This is a genomic window from Paenibacillus sp. S28, assembly GCF_016624415.1.
Classification (GTDB): Bacteria; Bacillota; Bacilli; order Paenibacillales; family Paenibacillaceae; genus Paenibacillus_AQ; species Paenibacillus_AQ favisporus.
This window is the reverse complement of the sequence record NZ_JACVTM010000011.1, coordinates 23,033-39,316: the sequence shown is the minus strand read 5'-3', so window position 1 is coordinate 39,316 and position 16,284 is coordinate 23,033. Positions and strand designations below refer to the sequence as shown.

Genomic DNA, 16,284 nt, shown 5'->3' with positions numbered 1-16,284 from the left:
ACGGGTTTTGTCGTAGAATGATTTCTATTACACAAGAAGTGAGGTTCGGAGAGATGAATGCTGTTGCAAAAGTAAGCAAGGTTGTCGGTGGCACGTTTTCGGTTTGGGTCATTCTGTTCGCTTGTCTGGGCTTTTTTTTACCTGATGTCTTTATCCCGTTAAAGGGCTACATTTCGATCTTTTTGGGAATCGTCATGTTCGGCATGGGGCTGACCTTATCCTCCGCCGACTTTCGCGAAGTTTTCCGCCGGCCGCTCGAAGTGCTGATCGGCGTGGTTGGCCATTTCATCATTATGCCGCTGCTGGCCTATGTTTTGGCGCTGGTGCTAAACCTGCCGCCGGATATCGCCGTAGGCGTTATCCTCGTCGGATGCTGCCCGAGCGGCACTTCGTCCAATGTGATGACGCTGCTCGCGAAAGGGGATGTTGCGCTGGGGGTATCCATCGCTTCCGTGTCTACCATTATCGCACCGCTGGCTACACCTGCGCTCATCAGCCTGCTGGCCGGTCGCTGGATGCCGGTCGATGCCGGTGCACTCATCAAGGACATTCTGATGGTAGTCATTCTGCCGATCGTGCTCGGGGTTATCGTGAAGTCCTTGTTTAAAAAGCAGGCCGAAGCCAGCGCTCAGGCACTCCCGCTCATCTCCACCCTGGCCATTGTGCTGATTGTGGCGATCGTCGTGGCCGGCAGCCGCACCAAAATCATCGAAAGCGGTTTGCTGATTTTTGCGGTCGTCATTCTTCACAACCTGCTCGGGTATGCTCTTGGCTATTTGTTTGCCAAGCTCTTCCGCATGAACCTGAGCAAACGCAAAGCGATCTTGTTTGAGACCGGTATGCAGAATTCGGGCCTGGGGGCGACGCTCGCCGCGGCTCATTTCAACCCCGTCGCCGCCGTGCCGAGCGCGATATTCAGCGTGTGGCACAACATTTCCGGCTCGCTCCTTGCCACCTGGTTCGCCCGGCGCTATGAGCAGGCGGAGATGGGTAAGAATCGGTAAGACAATATTAGAAATTGCAGGAGGCTTGTCCATGTGACAAGCCTCTTTTTCCTTAGCAATCGGACAGGCGCCGCACCGGGAAGGACATACGCCATCGGCGGGCCGTGCTAGAGAAGCGTATGTTATAGCAGTAGAGACCTCTCGTAGATTGTAGATTGAAAGAAGGGATACGATGCGACCAAAGATGCGGTCACAGCAAAGGAAGATTCAGGAGCAGCTTGCGGCGTTTGCTTGGCTCCAGGCATGGGGGACCAACGTTGCGGCCATTGGCCAGACGAAAGTGCTCTCATCCCGCAAAAAGCAGCAGCAGGAAGGAGAGAAGCTGCAGCTTATCGGTAATGCGATGCAGGCGATTGCCAATGCCGCGCAGGCGGAACTAACCGCCAGATTGAGAAGCTCTGCATCGAGCAAGGAAGTGAACGACATGATGGTCGCCGGCAACCTGCTGCAGTCCCTGGGGAACTCGCTGGAGGTAATCGCAGGGGATGGGTCCTGACCGGCGGGGCAAGGATAAGGATAACAAGCGGGGGAGCCACTTCCGAAAACGTTCGGGATCAGGTATGCACAGCAGGCGAACATATCCCCGCGTTACGGCATAACTGGAGGGATGATATTGCTGTTATCAAGTGCCTTGAGCACGTTCCGACGCGCCATTCGGTCACTGCCGGCAGACGGGCGGCTCACCCGGGAGGACCTTCTGATTCCGGAACTGCGTCTATCGGCAGACGGCCTGGTAGAGACATTTTACGCTCCGCATAATGATTATGTTCATTCATCCGCGAGCCTATTTATCGTGGGCTTGACCCCGGGCTTTACACAGATGAGAATCGCTTATGAAGCGGCGCGGCATGCCATGGATCAAGGATTGGGCGATGAGGCGGTGTGCCGGAAGGCGAAGGAGGCGGCCAGCTTTGCCGGCAGTCTGCGCGCAAACCTGATCTCCATGCTGGACGAGCTGGGGATGCCGAAGTATTTGGGGATCCGCACGAGTGAGGCTTTATTTGGCACAGAGCGGGAGCTGCTGCATACCAGTTCGGTGCTCCGCTATCCCGTCTTCGTCAACCGGGCCAATTACAACGGCAGCCGCCCGAGCCTGATGGGGACTCCAAGTCTAAGGGACACGGCACTAGCCGGCATCACCGAAGAGCTGAGCATTTTTCCGGATCGCCCCTTCATCATTCCGCTTGGAATAGCCGTGGAAAGCATCCTCCGGCTTCTGGCTGAGCAAGGAGCGCTGGACGCCGGGCAGTGCCTATGGGGCTTTCCCCACCCTTCGGGGGCCAACGGCCACCGGCACAAACAATTTGCCGCACAGAAAGCGGAAATGAAAAAGAGCCTGCATCGTTACTTCTCTTGATTGTCTGGCGGGCATTCCCGTGTTATCGTTAGGATGGGCTTAAGGAATCCAAAAGTTTCTAGACCATCTTGATGGAGGTGTCTTTTTATGAAAGCGCTATTTATTGGAGGAACGGGAACGATCAGTACCGCCATTACGAAGCAGCTGCTGGCGCAGGGCTGCGAGCTGTACCTGCTGAACCGCGGACACCGGAATGATGCCCTGCCGGAAGGGGCTCATATCATCCAGGCCGATATTCACGACGAGGAGCAGGTGGCCGGTCTGATCGCCGATCTCCAGTTTGACGTCGTGGCCGACTTTATCGCCTTTGTGCCGGAGCATTTGGAGCGGGATTACCGCCTGTTCAAGGACCGTACGAAGCAGTTTATGTTCATCAGCTCGGCTTCGGCATACCAGTCTCCTTTATCCGATTACCTCATCACCGAAGGAACTCCGCTATCCAATCCATACTGGGAGTATTCCCGGAACAAGATCGCCTGCGAGGATTACCTGATGAAGCAGTACCGCGAGCAGAGCTTTCCGGTTACCATCGTAAGGCCAAGCCATACGTACGACGAGCGCTCGATACCGCTTGGCGTACACGGAAGCAAGGGCAGCTGGCAGGTGGCGAAACGGATGCTGGAGAACAAGCCCGTCATTATTCACGGAGACGGTACGTCGCTGTGGACGATGACACATAACCGGGATTTTGCCAAAGGCTTTATTGGCCTCATGGGCAACATCCATGCGATCGGCGAGTCCGTGCACATTACATCGGATGAATCGGTCACCTGGAACCAGATTTACGAGATCATCGCCGACGCTCTGGGCGTGAAGCTGAATGCGGTTCATGTCGCATCCGAGTTCCTCGATGCCTGCAGCAAGGAGGATTTCAGGGGCAGCCTGCTGGGAGACAAGGCCAACACGGTTGTCTTTAACAATGCCAAATTGAAGCGGCTCGTTCCCGATTTTGTGGCGACCACACGGGTGGATCAGGGTATTAAGGAGACGGTGCAGTATATTCTGGCCCATCCGGAGCACCAGACCGAGGATCCTGAGTTCGACATCTGGTGCGACAAGGTGGTTCAAGCCCTGCAGGAAGCGGCTGAGCGGATTAAAGGGTAAGGCTGGAGGCAGCGGAGCTGCCAAGAATAGATACTTCGTTTATAAAAAGGTGCCTGGAGACAGGCGCCTTTTTTGCGTGTATGGAAAGAACCATGTTTTCATAATCCTGAGATCATACAGGCCATTTCACATCATCATTTATCCGTATAAAATACCCGGGAGTGCAGCACGTCCATCGCATGAACGATCTGCTGCAGATCCTGCTCGGAAGCGTCCTGCAGCCGGGTGAGGAACCGTGCGCCGATGTGGCCGAAGGCCTCTTTCATCACACGCTCTCCTTCGCCGGTCAGGCGGACATACTGTTTGCGCCGGTCACTGGGGTCATCGTATTTTTCGCATAACTGCTTGTCGCACAGCTTCTTGATTTCCCGGCTCGTATTCGGCATGGACATCTGCTGGCAGTCACTGATTTGGCTCAAGGTCACCGGCTGGCTTACGGCGATGTATTCGAGCATGCTGTACTGGACCGGTGTAATACCTTCGGGTTTGATGCCTTGAGTCATTTCGTGCTTGACCTGATGTACGGCGGCCGTAAAGGCAATCAACTTGTCAAAAAGCTTATTTTCATCCATGATGTCACCACCTCTTCCTCACGAACATATCAAAATTATTATCAATAAACAATTATCATTTGACAACTAAATTGCCGGCGTGGTAGGATTTGGTTATCAAATGATAAGTAAATGGGGTGGCACGATGAAGGTACTGGTCATTTACACGCATCCGAATCATCAAAGCTTAAGTTATTCGTTTCTGCAGAAAGTATTGGAAGGCAGCCGTGAGAATCCGGCGGTTTCGCAAATCCGGACGCTCGACCTCTATGAAGAGGGCTTTAATCCGGTTCTGATCTTCAATGAGACCAAACGGAGACGGGATATGCACAAGGACCCCGCATTGGAGAAGTATCGGGAGATGCTGCTGTGGGCGGATAAAATCGTCCTGGTCTACCCGATTTGGTGGGGCCGGCCGCCGGCCATGCTGCTCGGATTCATCGACCAGATGTTTGCTTCGGGCTTCGCTTACAGGGACAAGGGCGGGTTGCTGCCGGAAGGGCTGCTGAAGGGCAGATCGGTCGTATGCATCTCCTCCATGAAGGGGCCGGCGCTATATCCCCTGTTGTGGCTGAATAACGCACACAAAGTGCTGATGCGGAAGGCGTTGTTCCGGTTCGTAGGCATCAAGCGGGTCAAATTTTTTGAGTTCGGAAATATGGAAAGTCCTAAGGGCAAGCATGAGGCGAAGCTGGACCGGGTGTATCGGTATTTTAGAACCGTCGCACGTTGACCGGGGATGGAGCAGGAAGGCGAATGGGGATTTTTGCGGGAAGGCTTGAAATGGACCCGAAAATAGTTCAATATAAAGATATACGCAATTAAGAAAAAGTAGGCCGCTGCGGCGGTCGGTTAGAGTATACCAATCTATTGAACTAGGGGGATCCCATGGAAATAGGCATCAGTACCTTTGTGGAAACGACACCGGACGTAGAGACGGGTGAGGTCATCAGCCACGCGCAGCGTTTGCGCGAAGTAGTTGAGGAAATTGTGCTTGCCGATCAGGTGGGGCTGGACGTATTCGGAGTAGGCGAGCATCACCGGAAGGACTATGCGGCGTCCTCGCCGGCGCTCGTGCTGGCGGCGGCTGCACCGCAGACCCGGCGAATCCGGCTCAGCAGCGCGGTCACGGTGCTGTCATCGGCCGACCCGGTGCGGGTCTTTCAGGATTTTGCCACGGTCGACGGGATTTCAAACGGACGCGCCGAAATTATGGCGGGCCGGGGGTCCTTTATCGAATCGTTCCCGCTGTTCGGATACGATCTGAACGATTACGACGAGCTGTTTGACGAGAAGCTGGAGCTGCTGCTCAAAATTCGGTCTTCTGAAAAGGTGACCTGGGAGGGCCGCCACCGCCCGGCGATTCACAACCTGGGCGTGTATCCGCGCCCGGTTCAGGATCCGCTGCCCGTCTGGATCGGCAGCGGAGGCAACCAGGAGTCGGTCATCCGTGCCGGCCTGCTGGGCCTGCCGCTGGTGCTGGCCATTATCGGAGGCAGACCGACGCAGTTTGCGCCGCTGGTGGAACTGTACAAGCGGGCGGCTGCCCACGCGGGCCACGACGTGTCGAAGCTGGCGGTGGGCTCCCATTCGCACGGCTTTATCGCCGAGGAGACGGAGAAGGCCGCCGACCTGTTCTTCCCTTCCACCCAGTACAGCATGAATGTGCTGGGACGGGAGCGGGGCTGGGGCCATTATGACCGCAACAGCTTCGACAACGCCCGCAGCTTCGAAGGCGCCCTGTACGTCGGCGATCCGGAGACGGTCGCCCGGAAGATCATCCATCTCCGCAAAAACGTGGGCGTCACGCGCTTTATGCTGCACGTGCCGGTCGGCTCCATGCCGCATCATCTCGTGATGCGCGCCATTGAGCTGCTCGGAACCGAAGTGGCGCCGCTCGTTCGCGAGGAGATTGCGAAATGGGAAGCCGCGGGAGAGCCGAAGGAGTAAGGCTTGCTGCGGCCGGGGGCTCGCGGGTATGCGAGAGCGGAAGGAATAATGCGGCTGGCGAACCGGGCAGCGGGCAAGTGTGCTCAGGCGTGATAGCAACCCGCGGGCACACGGGTGCCATGAGCAAACGGCTTAACGCAGCGCTTCAGTGCCGCCGGCTGCTGCATGTCCACACATTTCAATAATCACAAAAAAGAGGGGATTTTGTCCCCCTCTTTTTTTATGCTCAGGCTGAGGCTGCCAGCCACACGTCCCCTTACGCCACGCCCGGAATCGTGATCGTGACCGTCGTTCCTTCGCCTTCAGCGCTTTCAAAACGGATCGATCCCTGGTGATTCTCAATGATCTTGTAGCTGACCATGAGGCCGAGGCCCGTTCCCTTATCCTTCGTGGAATAGAACGGCTCGCCTAGCTTTGCCAGCTTGCTCTCGGGAATGCCGGAGCCGTTGTCGGCGAACCGCACGGTGATGTTGTGGTTGTCGCTCAGGCTGGCCTGGATGTTCACCTCGCCGCCGCGCGGCATCGCTTCAATCGCATTTTTCAGCACGTTGATGAATACCTGCTTGAGCTGGTTCTCGACGCAGACCACCCTCATGCCCGGCTTCAGGTCGATGTTCATCTCCACGTTGTTCATGTTGGCCTGCGATTCCAGCAGCATGATGACGTCATGTAGGATGGGCTCCAGGTCCATTTGGACAAAATCGACCGCCTGCGGCTTCGCCAGCACCAACAGCTCGCTGACGATCTGCTCGATGCGGTTCAGCTCGTTCAGCATGATCCCTATATAGGAGTCGTTGCCCGTCCCCTTTTTGGACATCAGCTTGGTGAAGCCCTTCAGCGCGGTCAGCGGGTTGCGGATTTCGTGGGCGATGCCTGCAGCCAGCTGGCCGACGGCCGACAGCATTTCGGTCTTGCGGAGCATCTCCTCCGCCTGCTTGCGCTCGCTGATATCCTCGGACAGTTTGACGAAGTGAATGATCTCGCCCTTCTTGTCCTTAATCGGAATGAGCTTCACCGATTCCCAGTACAATTCCCCGTTCTTCTTGGTGCTGTTCAGCTCGCCTTTCCAGATTCCGCAGTTTTTGGCCGTTTCCATGATCAGATCGACCGTGGGACTTCCCGCGGACGTCTTGCAAAAGGCCTTCAGGCTGTTTCCCCGCGACTCGGAAAGGCTAAATCCGGTAATCTCGGTGAACTTCGGATTCACGTACTCAATCGACCCGCCGACGTCGGTAATGACGGTTATGCTCGGGCTTTGCTCGACGGCGTAGCTGAGCTTGGTCAGCTCTTCATTTACCGCCTTGAGATCCGTGATGTTCACGAACGTCAGCACGACCCCGCTGATGAAGTTTTGCTCCGTACGGTACGGCAGGATGCGCATGCTGTACCAGGTGCCGTCCTGGCTCTGGATCTCTTTCTCAAAAGGAACGAGCGTTTGCAGCACCTGCTTCGCATCGGCCACCAGCGTATCGTATTTAAAATGGTGGGAGATGTGCTCGATCGGCCTGCCGTAATCGACCTCCAGCAGGTTGATCTCCTTCGTGATGGCCGGGGTAAAGCGGCGGATGCACATCCGTTTGTCCAGAAAAATGGTACCGATGCGCGTGCTGACCAGAAAATTGTTCATGTCGTTGTTCACGTCGGTGAGCTCCTGGATTTTAAACTGGTATTCGGTATTGACAGTCACCAGCTCCTCGTTCACCGACTGCAGCTCTTCGTTGGCGCTCTGCAGCTCCTCGTTCGCGGCCACCAGCTCTTCGTTCGTCGCCTGCAGCTCCTCGTTGGACGTCTCGAGCTCCTCAACGGTGGCTTGAAGGGATTCCTCCGCCATTAGGAGCGCCTGCTCCAGCTCAATGATCCGGGAGCTGACGTTGCGGTCGATTTCGAACGGCTCCAGGACCATTTGCGCCGCGGCATCCGGCTCCTCGGGGTCCAAGAACAGGATGAGCACGTATTTATCGAACGATTTATTCTTTAGCGAAAACGGCCGAATGTGTAGGTCCACCACCGTTTCGCCGGCGTTGGTGGCGATGCCGAGGGAGTGGTAGACGACGCCGCGCCGCTCCTGCCGGACTTTCTGGACGGCGGCCGATACCGCGACGGATACGTTCGGGTCGATCATTTTGTACAAATTCCAGCTGGGTTTGCCTTGGGTAAGCATGAGATAATCGTTGATCGCACCATTCAGGTGAATGACATCGTTGTTTTGGTCCACTATCATGCCGGGCGGAATATGCTCCTCGACCAGCGCTCCCTGCAGATCGTCCAGACGCTTAGGTAATGCCGGATCGCGGACAGCAGCCGGGGGAGGCGCGGTTTTACGGTAGGACTGAGTCTGCGAAATCCCCCCTTCGAGTGAAAACAGCCGTGATTCCGTTTCGGTTTTTCCGTTTTTGTGCGAGAAAATGTTCCAGCGCCGGTCCACAAAATCGAACTGCCCTGCAAAGCGCCCGATCGTTTCGCTGGGCCCAAGGAACAGGAAGCCTTCCGGATTCAGCGCAAAATGAAACAGGGAAAGCACCTTTTGCTGCATTTCCGGCTGCAGGTAAATCAGCATGTTCCGGCAGGTGATCAGGTCGAGATTCCTGAACGGGGGGTCCTTGATGATGTTCTGCGGAGCGAACACAACCATCTTGCGGATGTCTTTGCTCACCTGGAACATATCGTCGTCCTTAATAAAGAAGCGCTCCTGATCTTCTTCCGAAAGATGGCTGATGTTGCTCTGCGTATAGATGCCTTGGCTGGCGTATTCGATCGATTCCTTGTCCAGATCGGTGGCGAATATTTTAATCAGATAGGGCTCATCCAGCGTATCCGCATATTTGCGCATCAGCATCGCGATCGAATAGGCTTCCTCCCCCGTCGAGCACCCCGCTACCCACACGCGGATTTCCTTGGAGAGGCTTTTGCGCTCAAAAATTTCCGGGAGTACCTTGTCATAAATGGTCTGGAACGCTTCGGGATCCCTGAAAAAATTGGTGACGCCGATCAGAAGATCCTTCCGCAGTGCCTGCAGCTCCTCGCGGTGTTCCTCCAGATAGGTCATGTAAGCCGCCATAGATGGGGCGTTATGAATGGCCATCCGCCGCTCGATCCGCCGCAGCACGCTGTTTCGTTTGTAATAGGTAAAGTCTACGCCGCATTCCTGGCGGATTTTCTCAAAAATGAGCTGAATGTATTGCTCGGTCGTAATGGCTTCCCGGACCGTTGTCATGCTCTCGTACGCTGCGCCATGCACGTGCTCCATCAGCCTTTCGGTCATTTCTTTCGGGGCCAGCACGACGTCGGCGTTATCGGACAGCCTTGCGCCGCTGGGCATTCCGTCAAATTTAGCCGATTGACTGTCCTGTACAATGACGAGTCCCCCGGCTTCCTTAATGTCATGTATTCCCCGTGAACCGTCGGTGCCGGTCCCGGACATAATCACGGCTACGGCTTTGGTGCCGTAGGCCATGGCAAGTGAGCGGAAAAACATATCGATCGGCAGGTGCAGGGCTGCATGCGGAATGGAATCGGTCAGCTGCAGACGTCCTTCCACAACGGTGAGGATTTTACGAGGAGGGGTCAAATAAATATGATTCGCGTTGATTTTCATGCCGTTCTTGGCTTCGCGAATGGGCATGGAAGTGTATTTGCGCAGTATCTCGTCCATCAGGCTTTTGTAATCCGGAGAAAGGTGCTGAACGACAATGAAGGCCATCCCCGTGTCTGTCGGCATTTGGTCAAAGAAAGTCTCCAATGCTTCCAGTCCGCCGGCTGATGCACCCAGACCCACCACAAAGCTGGGGTCCAAATCCTGTGTATCCTTACTCACGAGCGTCAGTTCTTGTGTCGATACCGGTGCTGCAGCTTGCAGTTCATTACGTCCATTCCCGTTCATCCGCATCTACCCCTTCCGTTATCATTCTTGAAAAGCAATCAATCTTGATCTGCCTCAAGCCGATTTATCGCATCGGTCAGGTACTGGCCGAAGGCCCGCTTAGTGGGCTCGTCCAATTCATCCACTGTGGAAAGAGATTGCTGAGGTATCGGAAGTTATCCGTCAGCGTATGCGTTTCCATGCCGTAATTGTTCAGAATACCATTCAGCCAAACGGCATAATCGCTAAATACCCGTGAATCGTCAAGTTCGAGTGCCGTTTCCAGATGACGCATGTGGTGCGCATTATCATCTTTGCATTTCTGCACTCTTTTCTCGCCATACCGGTCCATGAGTGAAGGTTTAGCTTCGTAAATCAGCTGCGTCACCCAATCGAGCAATCGTTCGTAAGTGCTGGCTTGTTTCATTGGGCGAAATATGGATAACTTCGTCGGCCTTATCGGCGGGTACAACGACAGTTGAGTAAACGATATACAAGCATGTTCCTCCTTGCCCCTCGGATAAGGGCTAATTTTATTATAATAAAGATCATGGGTATAATCTCCCAAAGTTTTCAAGTCTATCATTTTTTATTTGTGTTCATCGTAGAGGAACATGCCCTAGGTCGTCAAATTCGACAAAACCTGTGTTGAATCTACATTCCTTTCTATCCGTATGGATGATAGTATATATAACTAATATATGAGTCGTGATATATCCATAACCGACGGAAAAGGAGGCTGCCGCTGCATAAATATGGGCATTGAACAGCTCGCTGAACAAATGATTGGCGGAAGGACAGAAGAATGCTGGGCCAGCCTTATGGAGCAAGTTGAGTCCGGCAGGAACAGCCTGTATATCTACGAGCAGTGGCTGGCGCCGGCCATGCGATATGTCGGTTCGCTGTGGGAGCAAAACTTGATAACAGTCGCCTATGAGCATCTGGCTTCATGCGTCTGCGATATATTGCTGACCCGGTATGCCGGATTAGTGAAGCCGGATGTGATTGAAACCCCGTCTTTAGGAGACGCGGGTTTCTTTTTTATAACCGGAACATGGATGACTTGATTAAAATGGGAACCATATTTTTTTGAGAATATGGGCATCAAGGCCTTTCTGGCGAGGGCTCCCTATAAATGGTCATATTCCCCTTTCGACTTCGAATGCAGGTGAATAGGATAAAGGAATGAAGTGGGAAGGAGGAATAGGCATGATGCTGATCCAATCACCATCGGCTGATACGTGCAGATCGTATGTCGGCAAGCACGTCTGTGCGGTTCTTAAGGATGGTACGCAAGTGTATGGCACGATTAAGGGAGTTTCGGATCATGGACTGGAGCTCGGCGACGCTGCTCCCCGTGCGACCATTCTGTCCACGAACCCCGGAAAAGCCAGCAAGCAGCTAAGCGAGCTGCAGCAAAAAGCCAAGACATCCAGCTACCCGGGATACGGTCCTTACGGCGGCTATGGCGGCCGCTACGGTTACGGTTACCCGCCGGGATACGGGGCTTTGGCCTGGACTTCCATTGCTTTATTATTCCTGATACCGTTCCTCTTCATCTAAATAGAATATACGATATATATACTGGCGCTTTGCCGGATGTGAACTGATCTCTGCAGACGATAGGGAATGCAGGGGTCTTTTTTTAAAAGGAAAACGGGAGACCTGTCCGTCCGCCATGGCGGGCCGAAGACCGGACGGAGTGCCTGATGGAGGCGAAAAACGTTGAAGTACTTTGATATGTTGGCTGCGTTGGGTGAAGGGGCTGCTCATCCAGGCGGCTTTGACAGCACCTTGGCACTCCTTGAGCGCGACGCCATACCGGCCGGGGCGAATATTCTGGAGGTAGGCTGCGGAACCGGGAGAACGGCCTGTCATTTGGCGAAAATGGGCTACCGGGTAACCGCCGTCGATGTGCATCACGGCATGATCGGAAAAGCCCGCCGGCGTTCCGAGGCCATGGAGGTAGAGGTCGACTTCCGGATTGCGGATGCCGCCTCACTTCCGTTTGAAGCCGGCGGGTTCGATGTCGTTTTTGTCGAATCGGTTACCTTATTTGTGGACATTCCGGCCGCCTTGAAGGAATATCACCGCGTGCTCAAGGACGGCGGATTGTTATACGACCGGGAAATGGTCCGGAAGCAGGACCATCCGGGGCTGAAGGAAGCGTCGCAGGAGCTATACGGCGCCCGGGACATTCCTTCCTTGGAAGAATGGGAGCAGCTATTGAAGCAGGCGGGTTTCCGCAGTCTGGACGCGCGGCTTCCTTCGGACCGTTTGGCTTCGCTGCAGGAGCAGGGAGTGAGCATATCTTTTGATCCATACCAAATGTTCGATATAGAGTGGCTGGACGATCCGGCAGCGCTGCAGCTGCTGCAAAGGAATCATCAGTTCTACGAAGAGTTCGGCGATGTATTGTCTTATGCGGTATGGATCGGAGGCAAGGGATTGGCGGGCGGATCAGATAGTTGAGAAGTGAGGTGAGATTCATGAAGCAGGAGTATGTTGTCGATCCTAAACAAGCCGCCCAGTTGCTGGGGCAGCCGGTTTGGGTAGTGCTCAAGGATGGTACGCAGTATGTAGGCTACGTAACGGGTATTGAGAACGGGCAGGTTGTACTGTCCGCAGCCAGAGGACGGTCGAAGATGACAGGCCCGCCGACACGGGATAAAGAAGTGCAGGTATCCGGCATCTTGAGCGCTTTGTTTGGCGGCGGTCGTCAGGGAAATGCGCAGCGCCAGACAGATGGTCAACCCGGAGGAATCATGGGCATGTTCGGCCAGATCATTCCGAATATTCGGGTGGGCATGAATATGCTGCAGATGATTATGCCCTTGATGGGGGCATTTAAAATCTAACGGGGGGCGAGCAGCAAGCGATCCTCCTGGGAGCTCTGTGGGACACAAGGCCATTCCGTGTGGGAATGGTCTTTTTTTGTAGTTTCGGCCAGCGGGAAGCCGATGTAAAATGAAGGAAAAGGATGGTTGGAAGGGGTGCTTCGAGCATGGACACCAGAGCGTGTGGGATCGAAGAAATACGAGAACTTCTGCAGGAGTACATAAAAGGCCTGTCTTCGCCGTTTGATACCTTTCACGAGCAGTATATTCTGGCCTCGCAATTTTATATCATCCTGTCTGAAAACGCGTCGATAGGATATTACGCCATTCATGATCAAAGTCTGCTGACGCAGTTTTACCTGCGCCGGCCTCACCAGAGGCATGCGCAGGTCCTGCTGCGGCGGGTGCTTGAAGAGCATCAGGTGAATGAGGTGTTCGTGTCGACGGGAAATGAGCTGCTGCTCAGCTTGGCCCTGGACCTTGACATGGCTATCGCCAAGCAGGCCTATTTCTTTCAGGACAGCGGGATGGACTTGACGAGTGATCTAGGCCCCGAACCAGACATATTACGTCCCGCGGAGCTTGCCGATCTAGAGGACATCCAGCGGGTAAGCGGAGACTTTCTGGGTGGTTCTTGCGCATTGCGAATACAAAAGGGGGAGCTCTTTACCTGGTATCAGGGCAGTGAGCTGCTGGGAATCGGCATTGTGGAACGCTCGGCCTTGATCGAAGGCACCGCCAGTATCGGCATGTTCACGAACGAGTCGTACCGCCATCAGGGAATAGGGCGAAAGATTATTTTGTGGCTGAAAGCATGGTGCCATGCACAGGGAATCCGGCCGCTCAGCGGCTGCTGGTATTACAACGAGGCGTCCAAGAGGACACTGGAAAGCGCAGGGATGGTGACCCGGACCCGGCTGCTGAGGATGAAGGTTGTGGGGCAGGAGGGGTAAATGGAAAAACGGCCAAGGATGTTGGCCGTTTTTTTGATGAGTTATTCGCCTTCAGAAGTGGGGTTTCGGTCGACGTTTGATATGTTCACGTCGTAGGTTTCCTCTTCGGACAGGTTGCCCGCCGCGTCTCTAAGTCCCGAGATAATCAGGCGGAATTTTCCGTTTTCGCTAAAAGGCAGAACGTTAAGCGCGGATTCGGTTATTTTTATTGTAAAAAGCCTGAGATCTTCACTTAGAGAAACTCCAAACTCTTCATCTTGAATAAAGAATACATCATTTATACCGAACTGGCCGCTTGGGGAGTAGCTGATTCTGATATTGATCGGGGAACCTTCCACTTGATAAAGCTCCTGATCCACCTTCACCGTGAGTTCACCATCTTGGTAAGTCACCCCGGTAACGGAAGGTGCAAGGTCAAAATGAACCGGCAAATCAACATGGCCTAACTCTTGTTGAGGTTCTTCCTCTCTACTGTAACTCTTTAGGGTAAACCGCAATACAGCTTTTATTATTTCAGTAGCCTTTTCGGTTGGCTGAATATGCAGTCCACCTTCAGAGGGCTCAATAGAGATAGGGGAAGATTCAGAGCTTACCTCTATTGTACCTACCCGATTGTCACCTTCAAAAACTTTGTAATTGTGTTGTGTTGAATTATAGATCATTTCTAAAGATTTACCGTGCCACTTCACTCGAACCCAATCGTTGATTTTTCTGTTAGCACCAGAAGGAGCGGTATCGGTAAAACCCTTTAGAATGGCGCCTCCCTTTCCTATAAGGACAAAAGACTCCCCTTCATTCGCTAAAACGATCCTGGGATTATCCTGAAGCACGATTTTAGCAGACGGCGCCGACATACGCCCGTCTTGATCTACGAAATATACTTTGTATTCTCCGGCTGTCAACGAAGATGTTCGCATTTCCGTCACCAGATTCGCGTTAAGAACTGAACTCTTAAACCGATCATCCAGTGAATCTAGATCCGCTTTGCTCGTTGGAGTTGCTGCATACGGCACAACATACACTTTGCCTACTTTGCTGCTGATCAATTTGATCGGATCTCCAATATTTAGTGGAGACGGGGAAACCAAGATAACCGCCGGCGCTGACGTTTCCGGCTGGCTAGGCGTGCTGCCGCCATTATTCCCATTAGAGCTGCCCCCGCTATTGCTGCTTCCGCCCGATGAGGATGGCACAGAGGTTGCCGGAGGGGTTGGAGTGGTCGGCTTGGCCGGTTCCGCTGGCGTGGTTGGAGCTGGATCCGGCTGCGAAGGCGGCGTTTGGCTGTCTATGATCTCCTTGGCGTCAAAAAAACGGCTGGCCACCAGCGCCACTGCTTCTCTCGCCGCACCGCCTTTTGGATCAAATTTGCCGTCGGTGCCTCCATTAATCAATCCGAGCTCAACCGCGGCGCCGACAGCATCCTTGGCATAGTCGGAAATGGAGCTCGCGTCGGAAAATTTTAAAATGGAGCCTTTCCCCTGAGAATCGACGCCCAGAGCGCGAACGAACAGGACCGCCATATCCTGGCGCGACAAATTGGAGCCGGTGCCGAAGGTTCCGTCCCCCTGCCCCTTGATCAGCCCCGCCTTGACGGCGGCCTCGACAGAAGCATAGGCATAGCTGTCTGAAGGTACGTCCGAGAAAGTCGGCGACGTTGGTGTACTGGAAACGTCCAGACCTAATGCCTTGGCAAGGATGATTGCAAAATCCTGTCTTTCAATTTTTCCGGAAGGGTCGAACTTGCCGTCGCCCTTTCCATTAACGATGCCCTTTTCGACTAACTCGTTAATGGCATCCTTGGCGTAGGATCCGGCGATATCCGAGAACTGGGTGGTGGCGGTTTCCGCACTAACGGCGGGTACGGCGATGGCGCTGAGCAGCGCCGCGGACGAGAGGACTTTAATCAACGTATTTCTCAACATATTTCCCCCAATTGGACATGAAATAATAACCAATAAGTCTAATCTGAATTGTAGTGATTCTCAGGCGTATTTCAATCAAAATTTTCGCGGTTTGAAAACATGCCGGCAGGGCAATCCTTGAATGGACAACGGATTCAATTGTGGATTGGAATCACAGGTAAAGAGCGATCCACCTTATAAAAGTTAGCAAATTACTTTTTATTTTTGATAATCGGAGTATAATGTTCAGTGTGAAAAATAGCACGAGCGAAAGGAGGGAGCGAGATTGGCAGATTCTTTTCTCAGCAATGACATGGAGATGATTGTGACCTGGGGGGATTGCGATGCGGCGGGAATCTCCTATTACGCCAAAGCTTTTGACTGGTTCACGAACGGGCGCATGAGATTCATGCACGTATACGGATTTCCTTACATGGAAACCTTTCATGGTAACGGCATTTCGCTGGTTTGCCTGAAGGCGGATTGTGATTATAAAAAAATGCTCCGCCCAGAGGAGCCCGTCACGGTCCGCACGTCGCTGACAGCCTTGTCACGGAGCCGGATGACGTTCACCTATCAGGTGCTGAAGCAGGACGGAAAGCTGGCATGCGAGGGGACGACGTCCCATACGTATGTGGATGACCAGGGGCTTCCTTTTAACGTGGAGAAGCGTTTCCCGGAGTTGTGGAAGCAGATCAGCAGCACATGGAGCGGCGCGTTGGCAGGCAAGCCATCGGCCTAAGCATAATCTACAAGCAAGGACGATAT

17 protein-coding genes are annotated in these 16,284 nt (G+C 53.8%); 13 read left to right on the top strand and 4 right to left on the bottom strand.

Features of this window, described 5'->3' with window-relative positions; all coding sequences use genetic code 11:
• The first annotated feature begins 53 nt into the window (after positions 1-53).
• The 4 genes from IAE55_RS23580 (at position 54) to IAE55_RS23565 (ending at position 3,465) form a co-directional block, all read left to right on the top strand.
• Positions 54-1,004, top strand: a complete 951-nt coding sequence (locus IAE55_RS23580) for a bile acid:sodium symporter family protein (RefSeq protein WP_200634036.1) — start codon at positions 54-56, stop codon at positions 1,002-1,004.
• Between the two features lie 172 nt (positions 1,005-1,176).
• The gene (locus tag IAE55_RS23575; RefSeq protein WP_234489811.1) at positions 1,177-1,500 is read left to right on the top strand and encodes a DUF6944 family repetitive protein; all 324 of its coding nucleotides are present in this window, start codon (positions 1,177-1,179) and stop codon (positions 1,498-1,500) included.
• Between the two features lie 117 nt (positions 1,501-1,617).
• On the top strand, positions 1,618-2,361 hold the full coding sequence (locus IAE55_RS23570) for a hypothetical protein (RefSeq protein WP_145162506.1): 744 nt from the start codon (positions 1,618-1,620) through the stop codon (positions 2,359-2,361).
• A gap of 87 nt (positions 2,362-2,448) precedes the next feature.
• Positions 2,449-3,465: an SDR family oxidoreductase gene (locus tag IAE55_RS23565; protein WP_145162509.1), complete on the top strand. Its 1,017-nt coding sequence runs from the start codon at positions 2,449-2,451 to the stop codon at positions 3,463-3,465.
• Positions 3,466-3,599: 134 nt separating this feature from the next.
• Here the strand turns inward: IAE55_RS23565 and IAE55_RS23560 are convergent, their stop codons facing one another.
• Positions 3,600-4,037 (bottom strand): MarR family winged helix-turn-helix transcriptional regulator, encoded by a 438-nt coding sequence (locus tag IAE55_RS23560; protein WP_105445443.1) that lies wholly within the window; start codon positions 4,035-4,037, stop codon positions 3,600-3,602.
• A 124-nt stretch (positions 4,038-4,161) separates the two neighbouring features.
• On the opposite strand from IAE55_RS23560, the gene IAE55_RS23555 reads away from it, so the two are divergent.
• The 3 genes from IAE55_RS23555 to IAE55_RS23545 all read left to right on the top strand — a co-directional run bounded on the left by IAE55_RS23555 (position 4,162) and on the right by IAE55_RS23545 (position 6,151).
• Entirely contained in the window at positions 4,162-4,749 is a 588-nt protein-coding gene (locus IAE55_RS23555; RefSeq protein ID WP_116233299.1) for an NAD(P)H-dependent oxidoreductase, read from the top strand.
• Positions 4,750-4,904: 155 nt separating this feature from the next.
• Positions 4,905-5,966, top strand: a complete 1,062-nt coding sequence (locus tag IAE55_RS23550; protein ID WP_152399807.1) for an LLM class flavin-dependent oxidoreductase — start codon at positions 4,905-4,907, stop codon at positions 5,964-5,966.
• Entirely contained in the window at positions 5,936-6,151 is a 216-nt protein-coding gene (locus tag IAE55_RS23545) for a hypothetical protein (RefSeq protein WP_200634035.1), read from the top strand. Before IAE55_RS23550 ends, IAE55_RS23545 begins: the two co-directional genes overlap by 31 nt.
• 71 nt (positions 6,152-6,222) lie before the next feature.
• Here the strand turns inward: IAE55_RS23545 and IAE55_RS23540 are convergent, their stop codons facing one another.
• Positions 6,223-9,846, bottom strand: a complete 3,624-nt coding sequence (locus IAE55_RS23540) for a CheR family methyltransferase (protein WP_200634034.1) — start codon at positions 9,844-9,846, stop codon at positions 6,223-6,225.
• A 76-nt stretch (positions 9,847-9,922) separates the two neighbouring features.
• Positions 9,923-10,153 (bottom strand): hypothetical protein, encoded by a 231-nt coding sequence (locus tag IAE55_RS23535; protein WP_186382041.1) that lies wholly within the window; start codon positions 10,151-10,153, stop codon positions 9,923-9,925.
• 427 nt (positions 10,154-10,580) lie between these two features.
• Between IAE55_RS23535 and IAE55_RS23530 the strand changes: the two genes are divergently transcribed.
• The 5 genes from IAE55_RS23530 to IAE55_RS23510 all read left to right on the top strand — a co-directional run bounded on the left by IAE55_RS23530 (position 10,581) and on the right by IAE55_RS23510 (position 13,615).
• Positions 10,581-10,892, top strand: a complete 312-nt coding sequence (locus tag IAE55_RS23530; RefSeq protein ID WP_181153119.1) for a B12-binding domain-containing protein — start codon at positions 10,581-10,583, stop codon at positions 10,890-10,892.
• 142 nt (positions 10,893-11,034) lie between these two features.
• Positions 11,035-11,388, top strand: coding sequence for a hypothetical protein (locus IAE55_RS23525; protein WP_234489810.1), 354 nt, complete (start codon positions 11,035-11,037; stop codon positions 11,386-11,388).
• Positions 11,389-11,550: 162 nt separating this feature from the next.
• Positions 11,551-12,297, top strand: a complete 747-nt coding sequence (locus IAE55_RS23520) for a class I SAM-dependent methyltransferase (RefSeq protein ID WP_145162521.1) — start codon at positions 11,551-11,553, stop codon at positions 12,295-12,297.
• A gap of 17 nt (positions 12,298-12,314) precedes the next feature.
• On the top strand, positions 12,315-12,683 hold the full coding sequence (locus IAE55_RS23515; protein ID WP_145162524.1) for a hypothetical protein: 369 nt from the start codon (positions 12,315-12,317) through the stop codon (positions 12,681-12,683).
• 146 nt (positions 12,684-12,829) lie between these two features.
• Positions 12,830-13,615 carry a GNAT family N-acetyltransferase gene (locus tag IAE55_RS23510; protein ID WP_145162528.1) on the top strand — a complete coding sequence of 262 codons (786 nt, stop codon included), beginning with the start codon at positions 12,830-12,832 and terminating at the stop codon, positions 13,613-13,615.
• Between the two features lie 41 nt (positions 13,616-13,656).
• On the opposite strand, the gene IAE55_RS23505 is transcribed toward IAE55_RS23510, so the two are convergent.
• On the bottom strand, positions 13,657-15,537 hold the full coding sequence (locus IAE55_RS23505; protein WP_200634033.1) for an S-layer homology domain-containing protein: 1,881 nt from the start codon (positions 15,535-15,537) through the stop codon (positions 13,657-13,659).
• Between the two features lie 265 nt (positions 15,538-15,802).
• On the opposite strand from IAE55_RS23505, the gene IAE55_RS23500 reads away from it, so the two are divergent.
• A complete protein-coding gene (locus IAE55_RS23500; protein ID WP_145162534.1) occupies positions 15,803-16,258 on the top strand; it encodes an acyl-CoA thioesterase in 456 nt (151 codons plus the stop codon).
• Positions 16,259-16,284 lie beyond the last annotated feature (26 nt).

Bases quoted from the DNA above. Each gene is read 5' to 3' on its own strand.
- IAE55_RS23580 (WP_200634036.1), top strand. From the start codon at position 54: ATGAATGCTGTTGCAAAAGTAAGCAAGGTTGTCGGTGGCACGTTTTCG.
- IAE55_RS23575 (WP_234489811.1), top strand. From the start codon at position 1,177: ATGCGACCAAAGATGCGGTCACAGCAAAGGAAGATTCAGGAGCAGCTT.
- IAE55_RS23565 (WP_145162509.1), top strand. From the start codon at position 2,449: ATGAAAGCGCTATTTATTGGAGGAACGGGAACGATCAGTACCGCCATT.
- IAE55_RS23560 (WP_105445443.1), bottom strand. From the start codon at position 4,037: ATGGATGAAAATAAGCTTTTTGACAAGTTGATTGCCTTTACGGCCGCC.
- IAE55_RS23555 (WP_116233299.1), top strand. From the start codon at position 4,162: ATGAAGGTACTGGTCATTTACACGCATCCGAATCATCAAAGCTTAAGT.
- IAE55_RS23550 (WP_152399807.1), top strand. From the start codon at position 4,905: ATGGAAATAGGCATCAGTACCTTTGTGGAAACGACACCGGACGTAGAG.
- IAE55_RS23545 (WP_200634035.1), top strand. From the start codon at position 5,936: ATGGGAAGCCGCGGGAGAGCCGAAGGAGTAAGGCTTGCTGCGGCCGGG.
- IAE55_RS23540 (WP_200634034.1), bottom strand. From the start codon at position 9,846: ATGAACGGGAATGGACGTAATGAACTGCAAGCTGCAGCACCGGTATCG.
- IAE55_RS23530 (WP_181153119.1), top strand. From the start codon at position 10,581: ATGGGCATTGAACAGCTCGCTGAACAAATGATTGGCGGAAGGACAGAA.
- IAE55_RS23525 (WP_234489810.1), top strand. From the start codon at position 11,035: ATGATGCTGATCCAATCACCATCGGCTGATACGTGCAGATCGTATGTC.
- IAE55_RS23515 (WP_145162524.1), top strand. From the start codon at position 12,315: ATGAAGCAGGAGTATGTTGTCGATCCTAAACAAGCCGCCCAGTTGCTG.
- IAE55_RS23510 (WP_145162528.1), top strand. From the start codon at position 12,830: ATGGACACCAGAGCGTGTGGGATCGAAGAAATACGAGAACTTCTGCAG.
- IAE55_RS23505 (WP_200634033.1), bottom strand. From the start codon at position 15,537: ATGTTGAGAAATACGTTGATTAAAGTCCTCTCGTCCGCGGCGCTGCTC.